Consider the following 17283-nt stretch of genomic DNA (forward strand, 5'->3'; position numbering starts at 1 on the left):
TTTGCAGGAGCGAGCATGGCTCGCAGGCTTTGCGGATCTCGGCACACGCAAAAACAGGGCAACCCGAAGGTCCACCCTGCTTGCAGTGACTGGCTCCTACAATCGATACATCACTTGCCAGCATTGCCATCCGGCACAAACACGTAGCCAACACCCCAGACAGTCTGGATATAGCGCGGCTTCGAAGGATCGGGCTCAATCATGCGCCGCAGGCGGGAAATCTGAACGTCGATGGAACGCTCCAGCGCATCCCATTCACGACCGCGGGCAAGGTTCATCAGCTTGTCGCGAGTCAACGGTTCGCGGGCGTGCATGACCAGCGCCTTGAGTACGGCGAACTCACCCGTGGTGAGCATGTGCACTTCTTCACCGCGCTTGAGCTCACGGGTGGCCAGCGACAACTCATAGTCACCGAAAGTGACGGTCTCGTCTTCACTGCCCGGCGCACCCGGTACCGCTGGCGCCTGGCGGCGCAACACCGCTTTGACCCGGGCCATCAACTCGTCGGGGTTGAACGGTTTGGCCAGGTAATCGTCAGCACCGAGCTCCAGGCCTTTGATACGGCTCAGCTCGTCACCCTTGGCGGTGAGCATGATGATCGGGATCTGGTTGTTCGCGGCGCGCAACCGGCGACAAGCGGTCAGGCCATCCTCGCCGGGTAGCATCAGGTCGAGGACCACCAGGTTGAACACCTCACGGGCCAACAAGCGATCCATCTGCTCGGTGTTGGGTACAGCACGGGCGCGGTAGCCCTTGCTGGTAAAGAATCGCTCCAGCAGGCTGCTCAAGCCCGGGTCATCGTCGACGATGAGAATTTTTTCGCCTTCGGCGGTTTGTGCAGTGCTGCTCATAGGTAGCTCCTCTAATCTCGGCAGGCATTATGGCTTAGCCACCAGTGACCGTGCCGTGTGCATTGTTAGCAGATTTTTCCCTGTGCGCCAGTTCTGCCTGGCCAGGGGCTGGCGTGCTGCTATCACCGCAAGCCCGGCGCGCTGGGTATAATGCGCCGCTTTCAGCCAGTGCCGCATTGATCCAAGCGCCCCATGGCGCCCGCCCGCGGCCTTTGTTTTCACAATTTGTCAGGTGGTTTTATGGACAGCATCAACAGCCGCATCGCCGAGGAACTCGGTGTCCGCCCGCAACAGGTCGAAGCGGCCGTAGCTCTGCTTGATGAAGGCTCGACGGTGCCTTTTATCGCCCGTTACCGTAAAGAGGTGACCGGCAGCCTGGATGACACCCAACTGCGCCATCTGGAAGAGCGTTTGCGCTACCTGCGCGAGCTGGACGACCGCCGTGCAAGCATCCTTGCCAGCATTGAAGAGCAAGGCAAGCTGACGCCGGAGCTGGCTCGCGAGATCAAACTGGCCGACACCAAAACGCGCCTTGAAGATCTCTATCTGCCGTACAAGCAAAAGCGCCGCACCAAGGGCCAAATCGCCCTGGAGGCCGGTCTCGGTGAGCTGGCTGACAGTCTGTTGAACGACCCACAGCTGAGCCCGGAAGCTGAAGCCGCACGTTTTGTCGATGCCGAAAAAGGCGTGGCAGACGTCAAGGCCGCCCTTGAAGGCGCCAAGTACATCCTCATGGAGCGCTTCGCCGAAGACGCCAGCCTACTCGACAAACTGCGCAGTTTCCTCAAGCAGGAAGCGGTACTTAGCGCTCGCCTGGTGGCTGGCAAGGAAGAGGAAGGCGCCAAGTTCCGCGACTACTTCGAACACGATGAGCTGCTCAAGAGCGTGCCGTCGCACCGTGCCCTGGCAATTTTTCGTGGCCGCAACGAAGGCATACTGGCCGCGTCGTTGAAAGTCGGTGAAGAACTGCCGGGCACCCTGCACCCGTGCGAAATGATGATTACCGAACGTTTCGGTCTGCAAAACCAGAACCGCCCTGCCGACAAATGGCTGGCCGAGGTGGTGCGCTGGACCTGGAAGGTGAAACTCTACAGCCACCTGGAAACCGATTTGTTCGGCGAACTGCGTGACAACGCCGAAGGCGAGGCCATCAACGTCTTCGCCCACAACCTGCACGACCTGCTGCTGGCCGCGCCGGCTGGCCCGCGCACAACGCTGGGCCTTGACCCGGGCCTGCGTACCGGCTGCAAGGTGGCGGTGGTCGATGCCACCGGCAAGCTGCTGGACACCGCCACCGTTTACCCGCACGTACCGAAAAATCAGTGGGACCAGACCATCGCGGTGCTCGCCGCGCTGTGCGCCAAGCACTCAGTCGAGCTAATCGCCATCGGCAACGGTACCGCCAGCCGCGAAACCGACAAGCTGGCTGCTGAACTGATCAAAAAATACCCAGCACTGAAAATGACCAAGATAATGGTCTCCGAAGCCGGTGCTTCGGTGTACTCGGCGTCGGAATTGGCGGCCCGTGAATTCCCTGATCTGGACGTATCGATCCGTGGCGCGGTGTCCATCGCTCGTCGCCTGCAGGACCCGCTGGCCGAACTGGTGAAGATCGATCCGAAATCCATCGGTGTCGGCCAATATCAGCATGACGTTTCCCAGCTCAAGCTGGCGCGCGGCCTGGACGCCGTGGTCGAGGACTGCGTGAACGCCGTCGGCGTCGACGTCAACACCGCCTCGGTAGCGCTGCTGGCACGCATTTCCGGCCTCAACAGCACCCTGGCGCAGAACATTGTCAGCCACCGCGACGCCAACGGCGCCTTCAAGACCCGTGCAGCGTTGAAAAAGGTCAGCCGCCTTGGCGAAAAAACCTTCGAACAAGCTGCCGGCTTCCTACGGGTAATGAACGGCGACAACCCGCTCGACGCTTCGGCGGTGCACCCTGAGGCCTACCCACTGGTACAGCGCATCGCTGCTGAAACCGACCGCGACATCCGTTCACTGATCGGCGACAGTGGTTTCCTCAAGCGCCTGGACCCGAAAAAATTCACCGACGAGACCTTCGGCCTGCCGACCGTCACTGACATCCTCCAGGAACTGGACAAGCCCGGCCGCGACCCGCGCCCCGAGTTCAAGACCGCTGAATTCCAGGAAGGCGTCGAGGACCTCAAGGACTTGCAACTCGGCATGATTCTCGAAGGCGTGGTAACCAACGTCACCAACTTCGGTGCCTTCGTCGATATCGGCGTGCACCAGGACGGCCTGGTGCACATCTCGGCACTGTCGGAGAAGTTCATCAAAGACCCGCGTGAAGCGGTCAAGGCCGGCGACGTGGTCAAGGTCAAGGTCATGGAAATCGACATTCCGCGTAAACGTGTTGGCTTGTCGATGCGCATGAGCGATACCCCAGGCGAGAAGATCGATGGCGCCCGTGGCAGCCGACCAGGTTCGGCACCGCGTCAGCAGAGTGCCCCGGCTCGCGCCAAGGAAACCCCGGCACCGGCCAACAACGCTATGGCCGCTCTGTTCGCCAATGCCAAACAGCTGAAGAAAAAGTGATGGAAGCCCCGCAAGAGGTCGTCCTCAGCGCCTTCAGCCAGTTGCTTGGCTGCCGCCTGCAACGCCTGGAAGCCGGTGTTGCAGAAATGACCCTGGCCCTGGAGCCACATTTGCGTAACCGCGGTGCCAAGCTGCATGGCGGGGCGATCTTCAGCCTGGTCGATACCGCCATGGGCCTGGCTTGTTCCAGTTCCCATGGCTTCGACCAGCAAAGCGTCACCCTGGAATGCAAGATCAACTACCTGCGCGCGGTCAGCGAAGGTGAAGTGCGCTGCATTGCCCGGGTACTGCACGCCGGGCGACGCACCCTGGTGGTCGACGCCGAGGTGCTTCAGGGCGACAAGCTGGTGGCCAAAGCGCAGGGAACCTTCGTCGTCCTCTAGCGGCGAGCGGCCAAATTGCGATACTTTCGGCAGAGCGCAGGCGCTGCCGAAAGCCGGCCAACACCAGGCGACAACGCCAGTTCCTCTGTCCACCCTTGTAGACCGTCATACCCACCCCCATATTGGGGCGACTGACGCGTGAAGGAATCCATCTTGAGCGAACTTCTCAACCGCCGCCTGAGCTTGCTCGGCCAAGGCGACAACCTCTCCCTGCTCAAGCAGTGCCTGCACGGCATCGAGCGCGAATGCTTGCGTGTGACCGAGGAAGGTCGCCTGGCACAAACCCCGCACCCCGAAGCTCTCGGCGCGGCGTTGACCCACGAGCAGATCACCACCGACTATTCGGAGTCGCTGCTGGAGTTCATTACTCCAGCCCTGGCCGACCCTGCGCAGACCCTCGAAAGCCTGGAAAACATCCACCGTTTCGCCTACACCCAGTTGGGCACGGAGTACCTGTGGAGCCCATCGATGCCTTGCCCATTACCAGCCGAGGAAGACATTCCGATCGCCTGGTATGGCAGCTCCAACATCGGTCAGCTCAAGTATGTTTACCGCAAGGGCCTGGCCCTGCGTTACGGCCGCACCATGCAGTGCATCGCCGGGATTCACTACAATTTCTCGCTGCCGGAAAAACTCTGGCCGCTGCTGCGTGACGCTGAAGGCAGCAACCTGAATGACCGCGATTATCAGTCGGCGGCCTACATCGCCCTGATCCGCAACTTCCGCCGCTACAGCTGGTTGCTGATGTACTTGTTCGGCGCCTCGCCGGCGCTGGATGCCGGCTTCCTGCGTGGCCGCGCCCATCAGCTCGAACAGTTCGATGCCGATACGCTCTACCTGCCCTATGCCACCAGCCTGCGCATGAGCGACTTGGGCTACCAGAGCAACGCCCAGGCCGGCCTGACGCCCTGCTACAACGATCTGAACAGCTACACCGACAGCCTGCGCAAGGCCGTCGCCACCCCGTACGCACCCTATGTGGAAATCGGTACGCACAAAGATGGCGAGTGGGTGCAACTGAACACCAACATCCTCCAGATCGAAAACGAGTACTACTCCAACATCCGTCCCAAGCGCGTGACCTACAGCGGCGAGCGACCAATCCAGGCGCTGATGGCCCGCGGTATCCAGTACGTCGAAGTGCGCTGCCTGGACATCAACCCGTTCCTGCCGACCGGCATCGACTTGCCTGAATCGCGCTTCCTTGATGCCTTCCTGCTGTTCTGCGCCCTGGATAGCAGCCCACTGCTGGGTACCCTGGAGTGCGGCAATTGCACGGACAACTTCCTCAGCGTGGTCAAACAGGGCCGTCGCCCAGGCTTGATGCTAGAACGCCATGGCAAGCCGGTGGAGCTCAAGGAATGGGCCAATGAGCTGCTCGAGCGCATTGCGCCGCTGGCTGCCCTGCTTGACCGCAGCCAGGACAGTGACGAGCACGGTAAATCCCTTGAACTGCAGAGGGCCAAGGTCAGCGACCCGTCCCTGACGCCATCGGCGCAAGTGCTGGCGAGCATGACCGAGCGCAAGGAAAGCTTCAGCCGCTTTGCCTTGCGTCAGAGCCAGGCACATGCCGAGTTCTTCCGCGCCCAGGCGCTGCCAGCCGACCAGCAGCAGCGTTTCGAAGCGGCAGCACGTGAGTCCCTGGAGGCGCAGGCCAAGCTTGAGCGTGAAGAGAGCAAGGTCGACTTCGATCTGTTCGTCAGTGCTTACCAGGCCAGCATCCTGGCGATCAGCAACTGACATGACCCGGACCGTCACCCCGCGCAAACCCCGCGCCCGTAGCCAGGCGCGGATCGATTCGATCCTCGAGGCGGCGCGAACCCTGCTGGCCAGCGAAGGCGTGGCCAGCCTGTCGATTTACAGCGTGGCCGAGCGGGCGCAGATCCCGCCGTCATCGGTGTATCACTTTTTCGCCAGTGTCCCGGCGCTGCTCGAAGCCCTGACCGCCGACGTGCATGGCGCCTTCCGCGCGTGCCTGGCGGCACCGGTTGAAGCAACGACACTGAACACCTGGCACGACCTCTCGCGCCTGGTGGAACTGCGCATGCTGAGCATCTACAACGAGGATGCCGCAGCCCGACAGTTGATCCTCGCCCAGCATGGCCTGAGCGAAGTGACCCAGGCCGACCGTCAGCACGACCTCGAACTGGGCGAGCAGATGCACAAGCTGTTCGCTGAGCACTTCCAGTTGCCGGTGCTACCAGACGATGTCGATGTGTTTGCCCTGGCCATGGAGCTGGGTGATCGGGTCTATGCCCGCTCAGTGCAGTTGCATGGGCAGATTACGCCGCGCATGGCTGAGGAAGGCATGCGCGTGTTTGATGCGTATCTGGGTTTGTACCTGCCGCCTTTTCTGCCTAAGCGCTAAGAGTCTCATCGCTGGCAATGTCGGCGCCCCCAGTGTCCACTCAGAGCTTGGCAATCGACACTTCAGTGGACTTCACAAAGGCAATCACCTCACTGCCAATGGTCAGCTCCAACTCGCGTACCGAGCGGGTGGTGATCACCGAAGTGACAATGCCCGAAGCCGTCTGCACGTCGATTTCCGACAGTACGGGCCCTTCGAGAATTTCTTTCACAGTGCCTTTGAACTGGTTACGTACGTTGATCGCTTTGATAGTCATCTGCTTGCTTCCTTCAGGTTAGAGAGCCCAACGCAGCTGCGTTGGCAAAGGTGCTACGGGTTCCGGCTCCGGCGGTGCGGCCGGCACCGAGAGCACACGGTTGAGAACTTCGCTTTCCAGCGCGGCGAGGCGATGTGAGCCTCGTACACGGGGTCGCGGCAGCTCGACGGTCAGGTCCAGCCCGACTTCTCCGTCCTCGATGAGGATCACCCGGTCAGCAACCGCAACCGCCTCGCTGACATCGTGGGTGACCAACAACACGGTAAAGCCATGCTCGCGCCATAACCGCTCGATCAGTTGTTGCATCTCGATACGGGTCAAGGCATCCAGCGCGCCCAGCGGCTCATCAAGCAGCAACAGACGCGGCTGGTGGATTAGCGCACGAGCCAGGGCTACACGCTGCTTCTGCCCGCCAGACAACGCCGCGGGCCACTCATTGGCGCGTTCGGCCAGGCCGACCGCCTCCAGGGCTTGCAGCGCCTGGGCTCGCCAGTTGCCGGACAGGCCAAGGCCAACGTTGTCGATGACCTTTTTCCAGGGCAGCAAGCGCGACTCCTGGAACATCAGTCGGGTGTCTTCACGCGCGTCACTCAAGGGCGCGGAACCCGCCAACAGCTCACCGCCGCTGGATTGGTCGAGGCCCGCGAGCAAGCGCAGCAGAGTGCTCTTGCCGCAGCCGCTACGGCCAACGATGGCGACGAATTGCCCGGCCGGAACATGCAGGTCGATGTCTCGCAATACCTGGCGCTGCCCAAAGGTTTTTTGCAGGTTGTTCGCCGCCAGCGGTATACCGCGCAGTAGCCGCGCGGGTGCTTCTTTGAGGATGGTCATGCGCCCTCTCCCCGGGTCGGTTGATAAGCCGGATGCCAGCGCAGCCAGACCCGTTCCAGGCCTCGCGCCGCGAGATCGGCAAGCTTGCCGAGCACCGCATACAGAACAATCGCCAGCACCACCACGTCGGTCTGCAGGAACTCACGGGCATTCATCGCCAGATAGCCGATGCCGGCGTTGGCGGAAATGGTTTCGGCCACGATTAGAGTCAGCCACATAAAGCCCAGAGCAAAACGCACGCCGACCAGGATCGACGGCAACGCACCGGGCAAAATCACCTGACGAAACAGCTCGAAGCCGGACAGGCCATAACTGCTGGCCATTTCCACCAGCGCTGGATCGACGTTGCGAATGCCGTGATAGGTGTTGAGGTAAATCGGGAACAGGGTGCCCAGGGCCACCAGGAAAATCTTTGCCGACTCATCGATCCCGAACCACAGGATCACCAATGGAATCAGCGCCAGGTGTGGCACGTTCCGGATCATCTGCACCGAGCTGTCGAGCAGGCGTTCGCCCCACTTCGACAGGCCGGTGACAAATCCCAGCGCCAAACCAATTGCGCCACCGATCACGAAGCCGAGCGCGGCGCGCCAGCCACTGATCGCCAAGTGGGTCCAGATTTCACCGCTGCGAACCAGTTCGACACCGGCGCTGAACACCGCGCTCGGGGCCGGCAGGATGCGCGTCGACAGCCAGCCGACGCTGACTGCCAATTGCCAGATCGCCAGCAACAACAACGGCAGCGCCCAAGGGGCCAGACGTTGCGGCCAAGGAGTGGATGCTCGACTCATGACCCGCTCCTCAGCGCTGCGCCGCAGACTTGGGCAAGATGTCGTTGGCAACCATCTCACCAAATGGACTCACGTAGCCCGCACGCTTCGGCAGTTCCGGACGCTGCACATCCAGGTGCGGGAACAGCAGCTCAGCAACCCGATAGGACTCTTCAAGGTGTGGATAACCAGAGAAGATGAAGGTATCAATACCCAGGGCGGCGTATTCCTTGACCCGCTCGGCCACGGTTGCCCCATCGCCGACCAACGCAGTACCGGCGCCACCACGCACCAGGCCGACACCGGCCCAAAGATTGGGGCTGACTTCCAGGTTGTCACGGTTGCCGCCGTGCAACGCGGCCATGCGTTGCTGGCCCACCGAGTCAAAGCGCGCCAGCGACGCTTGAGCACGGGCAATGGTGTCGTCGTCCAGGTGCGAAATCAGTCGCTCGGCAGCCTGCCAGGCCTCAGCGTTGGTCTCGCGCACAATCACATGCAGACGGATGCCGAAACGTACCGTGCGCCCCTGCTTGGCGGCTTTGGCCCGGACTTCTTCGATTTTTTGCGCAACGGCTGCTGGCGGCTCGCCCCAAGTCAGGTACAGCTCGACCTGTTCGGCGGCCAAGTCCTGGGCCGCTTCCGAGGAACCGCCAAAGTACAGCGGCGGACGCGGCTGTTGGACCGGCGGGTAAAGCAACTTGGCGCCTTTGACCTGGATGTGCTGGCCGTCGTAGTCGACGGTTTCGCCTTCCAGCACGCGCCGCCAGATACGGGTGAACTCCACCGAGGCCTGGTAGCGCTCTTCGTGGCTGAGGAAAAGGCCGTCACCTGATAGCTCTTCCGGATCACCACCGGTCACCAGATTGAACAACGCACGGCCGCCCGAGAGCCGATCCAGGGTCGCGGCCTGACGGGCTGCCACGGTTGGCGAGATGATCCCCGGGCGCAGGGCGACAAGGAACTTCAAACGCTGGGTCACTGGAATCAGCGACGCGGCGACCAGCCAGGAGTCCTCGCAGGAACGCCCGGTGGGGATCAGTACCCCGCCAAACCCCAAACGGTCAGCCGCCTGGGCGATCTGCTGCAGATAGCCGTGATCGACGGCGCGTGCACCGTCAGCGGTGCCCAGGTAGTGGCCGTCGCCGTGGGTGGGAAGAAACCAGAAAATATTGAGGCTCATCGGCGTTGTCTCCTAAGGGGAACGCAAGCCGGGGCAAGGCCCCGGCGCGGGCAAATCGTCAAGGTGCGCTAGCGACCTTGGCCGGGGGAGTCCAGATCACATCCTTGATGCTCAACGGCTTGGGGATCAGCTTGAGCGTGTGGAAGGTGTCGGCGATTTTCTGTTGGGCGCTGACCACTGCCGGGGTCAGAAAGTGCGCGCCATAGCCCTGGCGCTTGACCGAGGTCAGGGTGATGTCAGCCGACAGGCCCAGCAGTGGCGCGACCTGCTCGGTGACCTCCTGCGGGTTGGCCTGGGACCACTCGCCCACCGCTCGCACTTCCTCGACCAGCGCGCTGATCACTTCAGGGTGCTTTTGCGCGTAGGGCTTGGTTGCCAGGTAGAACTGGTGGTTGTCGACGATGCCCTTGCCGTCGCGCAGGGTGCGCGCCTGCAACTGCTGTTCAGCCGCCGCCTGATAGGGATCCCAGATCACCCAGGCATCGACACTGCCACGCTCAAACGCGGCGCGGGCATCGGAGGGCGGCAGGAACACCGGTTGGATGTCGGTGTACTTGAGGCCGGCGTCTTCCAAGGCGCGCACCAGCAGGTAATGCACGTTAGAGCCCTTGTTCAGGGCGATTTTCTTGCCCTTGAGTTCACTGACCGATTGGATCGGCGAGCCCTGGGGCACCAGGATCGCTTCGCTGTGTGGAGCAGGGGGTTCATAGGCGACATACAGCAAGTCAGCGCCGGCAGCCTGGGCAAATACTGGCGGGGTTTCGCCGGTGACACCGAAGTCGATGGAACCGACGTTCAGGCCTTCAAGCAGCTGCGGGCCACCCGGGAACTCTGTCCATTGCACCTGCACACCTTGGGCGGCCAGACGCTTTTCCAGCGAGCCCTTGGCCTTGAGCAGCACCAGAGTGCCGTATTTCTGATAACCGATACGCAGGCTTTCAGCCTGGGCTTGAGTAATAGCGCCGAAGGACACAGCCGCAGCAAACAGAGCGACCAGACCACGACGCAAAATGACAGTGCGCATAGCGCTCTCCTTTTGCGGTTGGATTCAGGCTGCACCTGCTTGCCCGTTGGCGGGCGAGTAAGGTGGGAATTAAGGGGTTCGGGTGGTGCGCCTCAGATGCTCCAGCGAGCGCTGAGCAGGCGTTCGTTCAACACGCCTGGCGCGAGCGGCTTGGGTCGACGGGCCAGGGCGCTGTGAAACTGTTCCAGCGATTCGTACAGGCGCTGCTCCAGCGCGGGTGCCAACTGCGCGGCGGCGCTGCCTTGGCCGTAGGCGATCTGGCTGTCATCGGCGAAGATCCCTTGCAGGGTTTCCTGGGCCTTGAGTGCAGACAGCACTGGCTTGAGGGCGTAATCCACCGCCAGCATGTGAGCGATGCTGCCGCCAGTGGCAATCGGCAACACCACCTTATGACTCAGGGCGCGTTCGGGCAGCAGATCGAGCAGGGTTTTCAGTGCACCGGCAAACGACGCCTTGTACACCGGGGTGGCGACAATCAAGCCGTCAGCCTGCTCCACCAGTTGCAGGAAGTGCTGGACCTTGGGGCTGTCGAAGCGTGCATGCAGCAAGTCTTCGGCAGGAAAGTCGCGAACCTGGAAGGTCACCACCTCCACACCTTGGCCTTGCAACCACTGGCGGCTGCGCTCAAGCAGCACGCCGGAGCGTGAACGCAAACTGGGACTACCACCGAGAGAAACAACCAGCATTGGAGCGCATCCTTGATCGTGTTCTTGAGGGCCGCGAGGTTGAGTTCTCGCTGGAATGGGGTGACCTTAACAGCTACCCACATATATCAATAAATCATATTTTTTCATTTGTTTATTCTTTTTAGAGCTATGCCATTGCCCCGTAAACAAATAAAAAAGGGCCGTCGAAACGGCCCCAAAATCCCTGCAATGGTTAACGATCAGCGATTCGGCTGCGGGGTCAGGCGCAGGTATGGCTTGACCGTCCGGTAGCCCTTCGGAAAGCGTTGCTTGATTTCATCTTCGTCTTTGAGCGACGGCACGATGACCACCTCGTCACCGTCCTGCCAGTTGGCTGGGGTGGCAACCTTGTGGTTATCGGTCAGCTGCAACGAGTCGATCACCCGCAAAATCTCGTGGAAATTGCGCCCGGTGCTGGCCGGATAGGTGATGGTCAGGCGGATTTTCTTGTTCGGGTCGATAACGAACAAGGAACGCACAGTCAGGGTATCGCTGGCATTGGGATGGATCAGGTCGTAGAGGTCGGACACCTTGCGATCGGCATCGGCCAGGATCGGGAAGTTGACGACGGTGTTCTGGGTTTCGTTGATGTCTTCGATCCAGCGGTGATGGGAGTCCACCGGGTCCACCGACAAGGCGATGGCCTTGACCCCTCGTTCGGCGAACTGCTCCTTGAGCTTGGCGGTGAAACCGAGCTCAGTAGTGCACACCGGGGTGAAGTCGGCCGGGTGCGAGAACAGCACGCCCCAACTGTCGCCCAACCATTCATGGAAACGGATCTTGCCGGTGCTGGATTCCTGTTCGAAGTCGGGGGCGATGTCGCCGAGTCTGAGGCTCATGGTGCGGCTCCTTGGCTGGGTTCGTTATGGGTTCACTGTGCCCGCAAGGGCATTAAAACAAAAAGAATAAATATTGATTTATTTATAACTTTTAATGCTATCGATCGGTAGATAAAAAAAAGCCTCGCAGTAGAGCGAGGCTTCTTGGTTCAACTGGACTTACATGAAGCTGTAAGTGTAGTTGAAGATCAGGCGGGTTTGGTCCATGTCGGCACCGGCTTCGCCGCTGCCACGATAGACACCGTGACGCAGGCTGGTGCCCAGGCCTTTGAAGGTACCTTCCTGAATGACGTAGTCGATGCGAGCATCGCGTTCCCATTCGTTGTAGGAACCGTCACCACTTTTATTGCGGATGTCATCACCACGCAGGTAGGAGATCGAGGTTTTTAAACCTGGAACACCCAAACGGGCGAAGTCATAGGAGTATTGACCGAATGTGGTGTTCTCACCAGCACGGGCAAACTGGTTGATCATGCTATCGGTGAACAGGTAAAAGCTTGCACCGCCGGCACCTTCGTTGCGGCCATTGTCGTCAACCACACTGCCTTGGTTCAGCCAGACGAAACCACCGTCATCACCGATCTGCTGATGACCCAACAGGAACGCATGGCCACCCAGGGTGTAGGTGAACATGGCGCTCCAGGTCTTGTTGTCGATCTCGCCAGTATTCTTGGCATAACCACCGTTGTTGCTGAACTGGTAGCCAGCCTCGCCGTTCTTGCCATCCGAGCTGCTGTCGAAGTAGCGCAGGTCGGTCTTGAACGACTGGTCGTCAGCGATCGGCAGGACATGAACCAGACCCAGGAAGTGCTGCTTGTAGAAGTCTTCCAGGTTCGAGTAGTAGTACTGCAGGGTCAGGTCTTTGCTGACTTTCCAGTCGCCACCGGCGAACTGGAACTTGTTGCTGTCCTGAGTACCACCAGCAACGGACAAACCGGTACGGTTGCTCGACGCACGACCCATTGCATGGGTAAATTGACCGGCATTGAGAGTCAGGCTGTCGATTTCTTTCGATTGAATGGTGCCACCTTCAAACGTTTGCGGCAGCAGACGGCCGTCGTTTGATACGAGGATTGGCAGGTTAGGCGCCAGAGCACTACCAAAGTGGGCTTCGGTCTTGGAGAAACGCGCCTTGGCGTTAGCACCAAAACGACCCCACTGGCTTACAGCCGAACCATCAGTGTCGCTTGGGATGAAGCTGCTGTTATCCGGGTGATGGCCTTTGCCACCGTCCAGATGAATACCCCAAAGGGCTTGAGCGTCAATACCAAAACCGACAACACCCTCGGTGAAACCCGAGATGTAGTCGAGTTTGAAACCCTGACCAGATTCACGGTTGTCGCCGTTACGGCCTCGCGCGTCGCGCTTCACGTCACGGTTATCGTTATCGAAATACATGGTCCGCGAACTGAGCGACAGCTTGCTGTCTTCCACGAAACCGGCAGCGTTCGCCTGCTGGGCCAGAACCCCTACGGCCACGGCGAGTGCCAAGGTCGACTTGTACATGTTTTGCTCCTCTGATTTCTAATTTTTGTGTGTCGCTTACGGCGAGATCTTTGTGTCCCGCTCGACGTCGATTGGCGATTAGCACCAAAGCGTGACCGTCAAGTCAATCGTAACGATTCATTTCACTACTTTGGTCTAATGCGCCAGCCATTGGTGTCAAGGATAATGACAATCCTATAAATCCAAAAAGACTTATTTCGTAATTTTTCAGATTATTACGGAATATGGACAGAAATTTCTTCGCTGCCGTTATCGGCACACACGCAAATTCCTAAAGGCTATTTGCTTGCAGGTTTTTAGATCGCTTTGCTGTGAAACATTGCGTTTACCCACCGCCACCTTCTGTAACTCGCCCGCATCTTTTCGTTTTCTATAGGCCTTGGCATTGACCGTCGTCAGGTTTAGAAGACGACCGCTCGCCGCGCAAGTCCGGTCGCTTAAAGCGATTGGCTCCTAAGCTAATGCTAAAAAGTTATTTATTTTACTTTTCTTAGATCATTTAGCTTTTCAGCCATTGCTTGCCACCGACCGCCTGACAAGGAGTTCCCCATGACCCTGCATGCTCCGCTGCGCCTGTTCGCCGCCCTGACCCTGACCGGCGCCAGCTGGTTCGCCCAGGCGGCCGACCTGACGGTGGCCTACCAGACCACCGTGGACCCGGCGAAAGTCGCTCAGGTCAACGGCGACTACGAAAAAGCCAGCAAGGCCAGCATCGACTGGCGCAAGTTCGACAGTGGTGCCGATGTAATCACCGCTGTCGCCTCCGGCGATGTGCAGATCGGCTACCTCGGTTCCAGCCCTCTGGCCGCAGCTGCGACCCGCAAGCTGCCCGTGGAAACGTTCCTGATCGCCACTCAAATCGGCGCGGCCGAAGCCCTGGTGGCGCGTGATGGCGCCGGAATCAATTCGCCCCAAGACCTGATCGGCAAGAAAATCGCCGTGCCGTTCGTTTCAACCGGTCATTACAGCCTGCTGGCTGCACTTAAGCAGTGGAACATCGATCCGGCCAAGGTACAGATTCTCAACCTGGCACCACCGGCGATCATTGCCGCCTGGAAACGCGGCGACATTGATGCCACTTACGTCTGGGACCCGGCGCTGGGTGTCGCCAAAGAAAACGGCAAGGTGCTAATTACTTCTGGAGAGCTGGCCGACAAAGGCGCACCGACCTTCGACGCCTGGATCGTGCGCAAGGACTTCGCCGCCAAGCACCCGGAAATCGTCAAAGCCTTCGCCAAAGTCACCCTCGATGCCTACGCCGACTACCGCAAAGATCCGCAGGCCTGGCTGGCCAATCAAAGCAACGTCGACAAGCTGGTCAAGCTCTCCGGTGCCAAGGCCAGCGACATCCCCGGCTTGCTGCAAGGCAACGTGTTCCCGCTGGCCGCTGACCAGGTCGCTGCGCTCGGTGCGCCGACCACCCAGGCTATCACCGACACCGCCACCTTCCTTAAAGAGCAAGGCAAGGTCGACGCGGTACTGCCGGACTACGCGCCCTACGTCAGCGCCAAGTTCATCGCCAATTGATCGGAGCTCGTCATGGCATTGCTTGAACTGGAGCGCATCAGCGCACAGTACCCCGGCGCAGCCGAGCCGGTGCTGGGCGACATCACCCTGAGCCTGGGCCCACAGCAACTGCTGGTGGCCCTCGGCCCTTCCGGGAGCGGCAAAACCTCGCTGCTCAACTTGATTGCCGGCTTCGTGGCGCCCAGCGCTGGGCGCATCACCCTGGATGGAGTCACCGTGCAAGGGCCAAGTGCCGAACGTGGCGTGGTGTTTCAGGATGACGCCCTGCTGCCCTGGCAGGATGTACTGGCTAACGTCGCCTTCGGCCTGGAACTGGCAGGTGTGGCGCGCCCGGAGCGCGAACGCAAGGCGCGGGAAATGCTCGCTCTGGTGGATCTGGCCGACTTCGGTAAGCGGCGCATCTGGCAGTTGTCCGGCGGTCAGAAACAACGCGTGGGCCTGGCCCGGGCATTGGCCGCCGACCCGCGAGTACTGCTGATGGACGAGCCATTCGGCGCTCTGGATGCCTTTACCCGCGAGCAAATGCAGGAATTGCTCCTGCAGGTCTGGCAACGTACGGCGAAGCCTGTGTTCCTGATCACCCACGACATCGAAGAAGCGGTGTTTCTCGCCACTGACCTGATCCTACTAGCGCCCAATCCAGGGCAGATCGTCGAGCGCTTGCAGCTGGATTTCGGCCAGCGCTACGCCGCGGGTGAGCCGGCCCGGGCGATCAAGTCCGACCCTCACTTTATCGAAACCCGCGAGCACGTGCTAAGCCGGGTGTTCTCCCAACGCAGCGCCGCCGTGCGGCAGGAGTTCGCATGAGCAGCCTGGAAGTATCGGTCGCGACCAAACGCAGCACCCCAACAACACCGGTTGCCAAGCCCCGTCGCAGCCTGAGCACACGCTGGATCAGCAGCCTGACCCTGCTCACCTTGCTCCTGCTGTGGTGGGCAGTGACGGCAGCCCAGTGGATTGAGCCGCTGTTCCTGCCGCCCCCTGAAGCGGTACTGGCCAAGGCCTGGTTGCTGCTGACGCAAGGCTATATGGAGTCAACCCTGTGGCAACACCTGGGCGCGAGCCTGGGGCGTATCGGCCTGGCGCTGGGTGCAGCGATTTTCACCGCGATCCCGATCGGCATCGCCATCGGCCACAACCGTATTGCCCGCGGCATTCTCGATCCATTGATCGAGTTTTACCGACCTATCCCTCCCTTGGCCTACCTGCCGCTGATCGTGATCTGGTGCGGTATCGGCGAGCTGTCGAAGGTATTGCTGATCTACCTGGCGATCTTCGCGCCCATTGCCATTGCTACCGCCACCGGCGTACGCACTGTCGACCCGACCAAGCTACGTGCGGCGCAGTCGCTGGGTGCGTCACGGGCTCAGCTGATTCGCCATGTGATCCTGCCCAGCGCCCTGCCCGACATCCTCACCGGTGTGCGCATCGGCCTGGGCGTCGGTTGGTCGACCCTGGTGGCCGCCGAACTGATTGCCGCCACCAGCGGCCTGGGCTTCATGGTCCAGTCGGCGGCGCAATTTCTGGTTACCGATGTGGTGGTGCTGGGCATCCTGGTGATCGCCTTGATTGCCTTCGCCCTGGAAATGGGTCTGCGTGCCCTGCAGCGTAAGTGGGTGCCCTGGCATGGCCAGAGCCATTGAAACCTGATCGAGAACAACCATGAGCTTGACCATTACTCCGCTGAGCATAGCCCTCGGCGCACAGATCAGCGGCATCGACCTCAGTCGTGAGATCAGCAACGCGCACCGTGATGCCATCGAACAGGCGTTGCTCAAGCATCAGGTGCTGTTCTTTCGTGAGCAGCCAATCAACCCGCAACAGCAGGCTGACTTCGCTGCACGTTTCGGCGACCTGCACATTCATCCGATCTACCCTAATGTGCCGGAAACCCCGCAAGTGCTGGTGCTCGACACCGCCGTCACGGATGTACGCGACAATGCCGTCTGGCACACCGATGTTACTTTCCTGCCAACCCCGGCGCTGGGTGCGGTGCTCAGCGCCAAGCAGCTACCGGCCTACGGTGGCGATACCTTGTGGGCCAGCGGCATCGCCGCCTTCGAGGCACTGTCGGCACCACTGCAGCAGCTACTCGATGGGCTGACCGCCACCCATGACTTCACCAAGTCGTTCCCTTTGGAACGCTTCGGCACTACACCTGAAGACCTTGCACGCTGGGAAGCGACGCGGCGCAATAACCCACCGCTGTCGCATCCGGTAATCCGCACGCACCCGGTCAGCGGGCGCAAGTCGCTGTTCGTCAATGAAGGCTTCACCACGCGAATAAATGAGCTGAACGAGGCGGAAAGCGAGGCGATTCTGAAACTGCTATTCGCCCATGCCACCCGGCCGGAGTTCACCATTCGCTGGCGCTGGCAGGAGAACGACCTAGCGTTCTGGGATAACCGCGTAACCCAGCATTTCGCGGTGGATGACTACCGGCCGCAGCGGCGGGTCATGCATCGGGCGACGATTCTGGGGGATGCGCCGTTTTGATTATTAC

The 17283-nt window shown here is 60.5% G+C and carries 17 protein-coding genes; 8 read left to right on the plus strand and 9 right to left on the minus strand.

The annotated features are described in order from the left end of the window. Positions 1-110 precede the first annotated feature (110 nt). A complete protein-coding gene (gene ompR / locus ACQRAX_RS08085; protein ID WP_038605620.1) occupies positions 111-851 on the minus strand; it encodes a two-component system response regulator OmpR in 741 nt (246 codons plus the stop codon). A 240-nt stretch (positions 852-1091) separates the two neighbouring features. Here ompR and ACQRAX_RS08090 point away from each other — a divergent pair, with 240 nt between their 5' ends. The 4 genes from ACQRAX_RS08090 (at position 1092) to ACQRAX_RS08105 (ending at position 6161) form a co-directional block, all read left to right on the plus strand. Next, positions 1092-3410, plus strand: coding sequence for a Tex family protein (locus ACQRAX_RS08090; protein WP_412038895.1), 2319 nt, complete (start codon positions 1092-1094; stop codon positions 3408-3410). Further along, positions 3410-3793, plus strand: a complete 384-nt coding sequence (locus tag ACQRAX_RS08095; protein WP_412038894.1) for a PaaI family thioesterase — start codon at positions 3410-3412, stop codon at positions 3791-3793. The genes ACQRAX_RS08090 and ACQRAX_RS08095 overlap by 1 nt, the downstream gene beginning before the upstream one ends. A 153-nt stretch (positions 3794-3946) precedes the next feature. After that, positions 3947-5533 (plus strand): glutamate--cysteine ligase, encoded by a 1587-nt coding sequence (gene gshA, locus ACQRAX_RS08100; RefSeq protein WP_412038893.1) that lies wholly within the window; start codon positions 3947-3949, stop codon positions 5531-5533. Position 5534: 1 nt separating this feature from the next. Next, positions 5535-6161, plus strand: coding sequence for a TetR/AcrR family transcriptional regulator (locus ACQRAX_RS08105; protein WP_412038892.1), 627 nt, complete (start codon positions 5535-5537; stop codon positions 6159-6161). A gap of 40 nt (positions 6162-6201) precedes the next feature. Here the strand turns inward: ACQRAX_RS08105 and ACQRAX_RS08110 are convergent, their stop codons facing one another. From ACQRAX_RS08110 to ACQRAX_RS08145, 8 genes are all read right to left on the minus strand, one after another. Continuing rightward, positions 6202-6417, minus strand: coding sequence for a TOBE domain-containing protein (locus ACQRAX_RS08110; RefSeq protein WP_010221227.1), 216 nt, complete (start codon positions 6415-6417; stop codon positions 6202-6204). Positions 6418-6435: 18 nt separating this feature from the next. Then, positions 6436-7248, minus strand: coding sequence for an aliphatic sulfonates ABC transporter ATP-binding protein (ssuB, locus tag ACQRAX_RS08115; RefSeq protein WP_412038891.1), 813 nt, complete (start codon positions 7246-7248; stop codon positions 6436-6438). Next, on the minus strand, positions 7245-8039 hold the full coding sequence (gene ssuC / locus ACQRAX_RS08120; RefSeq protein WP_412038890.1) for an aliphatic sulfonate ABC transporter permease SsuC: 795 nt from the start codon (positions 8037-8039) through the stop codon (positions 7245-7247). The genes ssuB and ssuC overlap by 4 nt, the downstream gene beginning before the upstream one ends. Before the next feature lie 10 nt (positions 8040-8049). Beyond that, entirely contained in the window at positions 8050-9198 is a 1149-nt protein-coding gene (gene ssuD / locus ACQRAX_RS08125; RefSeq protein WP_412038889.1) for an FMNH2-dependent alkanesulfonate monooxygenase, read from the minus strand. A 58-nt stretch (positions 9199-9256) separates the two neighbouring features. Further along, entirely contained in the window at positions 9257-10222 is a 966-nt protein-coding gene (locus ACQRAX_RS08130; protein WP_412038888.1) for a sulfonate ABC transporter substrate-binding protein, read from the minus strand. A 92-nt stretch (positions 10223-10314) separates the two neighbouring features. Beyond that, a complete protein-coding gene (gene ssuE, locus ACQRAX_RS08135) occupies positions 10315-10908 on the minus strand; it encodes an NADPH-dependent FMN reductase (protein WP_412038887.1) in 594 nt (197 codons plus the stop codon). A 200-nt stretch (positions 10909-11108) separates the two neighbouring features. Continuing rightward, entirely contained in the window at positions 11109-11747 is a 639-nt protein-coding gene (locus tag ACQRAX_RS08140; RefSeq protein ID WP_412038886.1) for a peroxiredoxin, read from the minus strand. A 159-nt stretch (positions 11748-11906) separates the two neighbouring features. Then, on the minus strand, positions 11907-13253 hold the full coding sequence (locus ACQRAX_RS08145; RefSeq protein ID WP_412038885.1) for an OprD family porin: 1347 nt from the start codon (positions 13251-13253) through the stop codon (positions 11907-11909). A 549-nt stretch (positions 13254-13802) separates the two neighbouring features. Between ACQRAX_RS08145 and tauA the strand changes: the two genes are divergently transcribed. Genes tauA through tauD form a run of 4 tightly spaced genes read left to right on the plus strand, consistent with a single transcriptional unit; the run spans position 13803 to position 17276 of the window. After that, entirely contained in the window at positions 13803-14780 is a 978-nt protein-coding gene (gene tauA, locus ACQRAX_RS08150) for a taurine ABC transporter substrate-binding protein (RefSeq protein WP_412038884.1), read from the plus strand. Positions 14781-14792: 12 nt separating this feature from the next. After that, positions 14793-15587: a taurine ABC transporter ATP-binding subunit gene (gene tauB / locus ACQRAX_RS08155; RefSeq protein ID WP_412038883.1), complete on the plus strand. Its 795-nt coding sequence runs from the start codon at positions 14793-14795 to the stop codon at positions 15585-15587. Further along, complete coding sequence (gene tauC / locus ACQRAX_RS08160; RefSeq protein ID WP_412038882.1) at positions 15584-16423, plus strand: taurine ABC transporter permease TauC; 840 nt, start codon at positions 15584-15586, stop codon at positions 16421-16423. The genes tauB and tauC overlap by 4 nt, the downstream gene beginning before the upstream one ends. A 19-nt stretch (positions 16424-16442) precedes the next feature. Beyond that, the gene (tauD, locus tag ACQRAX_RS08165) at positions 16443-17276 is read left to right on the plus strand and encodes a taurine dioxygenase (protein WP_412038881.1); all 834 of its coding nucleotides are present in this window, start codon (positions 16443-16445) and stop codon (positions 17274-17276) included. The last annotated feature ends 7 nt before the right edge of the window (positions 17277-17283 follow it).

Origin of the sequence: Pseudomonas sp. UM16, assembly GCF_050312595.1 — a bacterium.
GTDB lineage: Bacteria > Pseudomonadota > Gammaproteobacteria > Pseudomonadales > Pseudomonadaceae > Aquipseudomonas.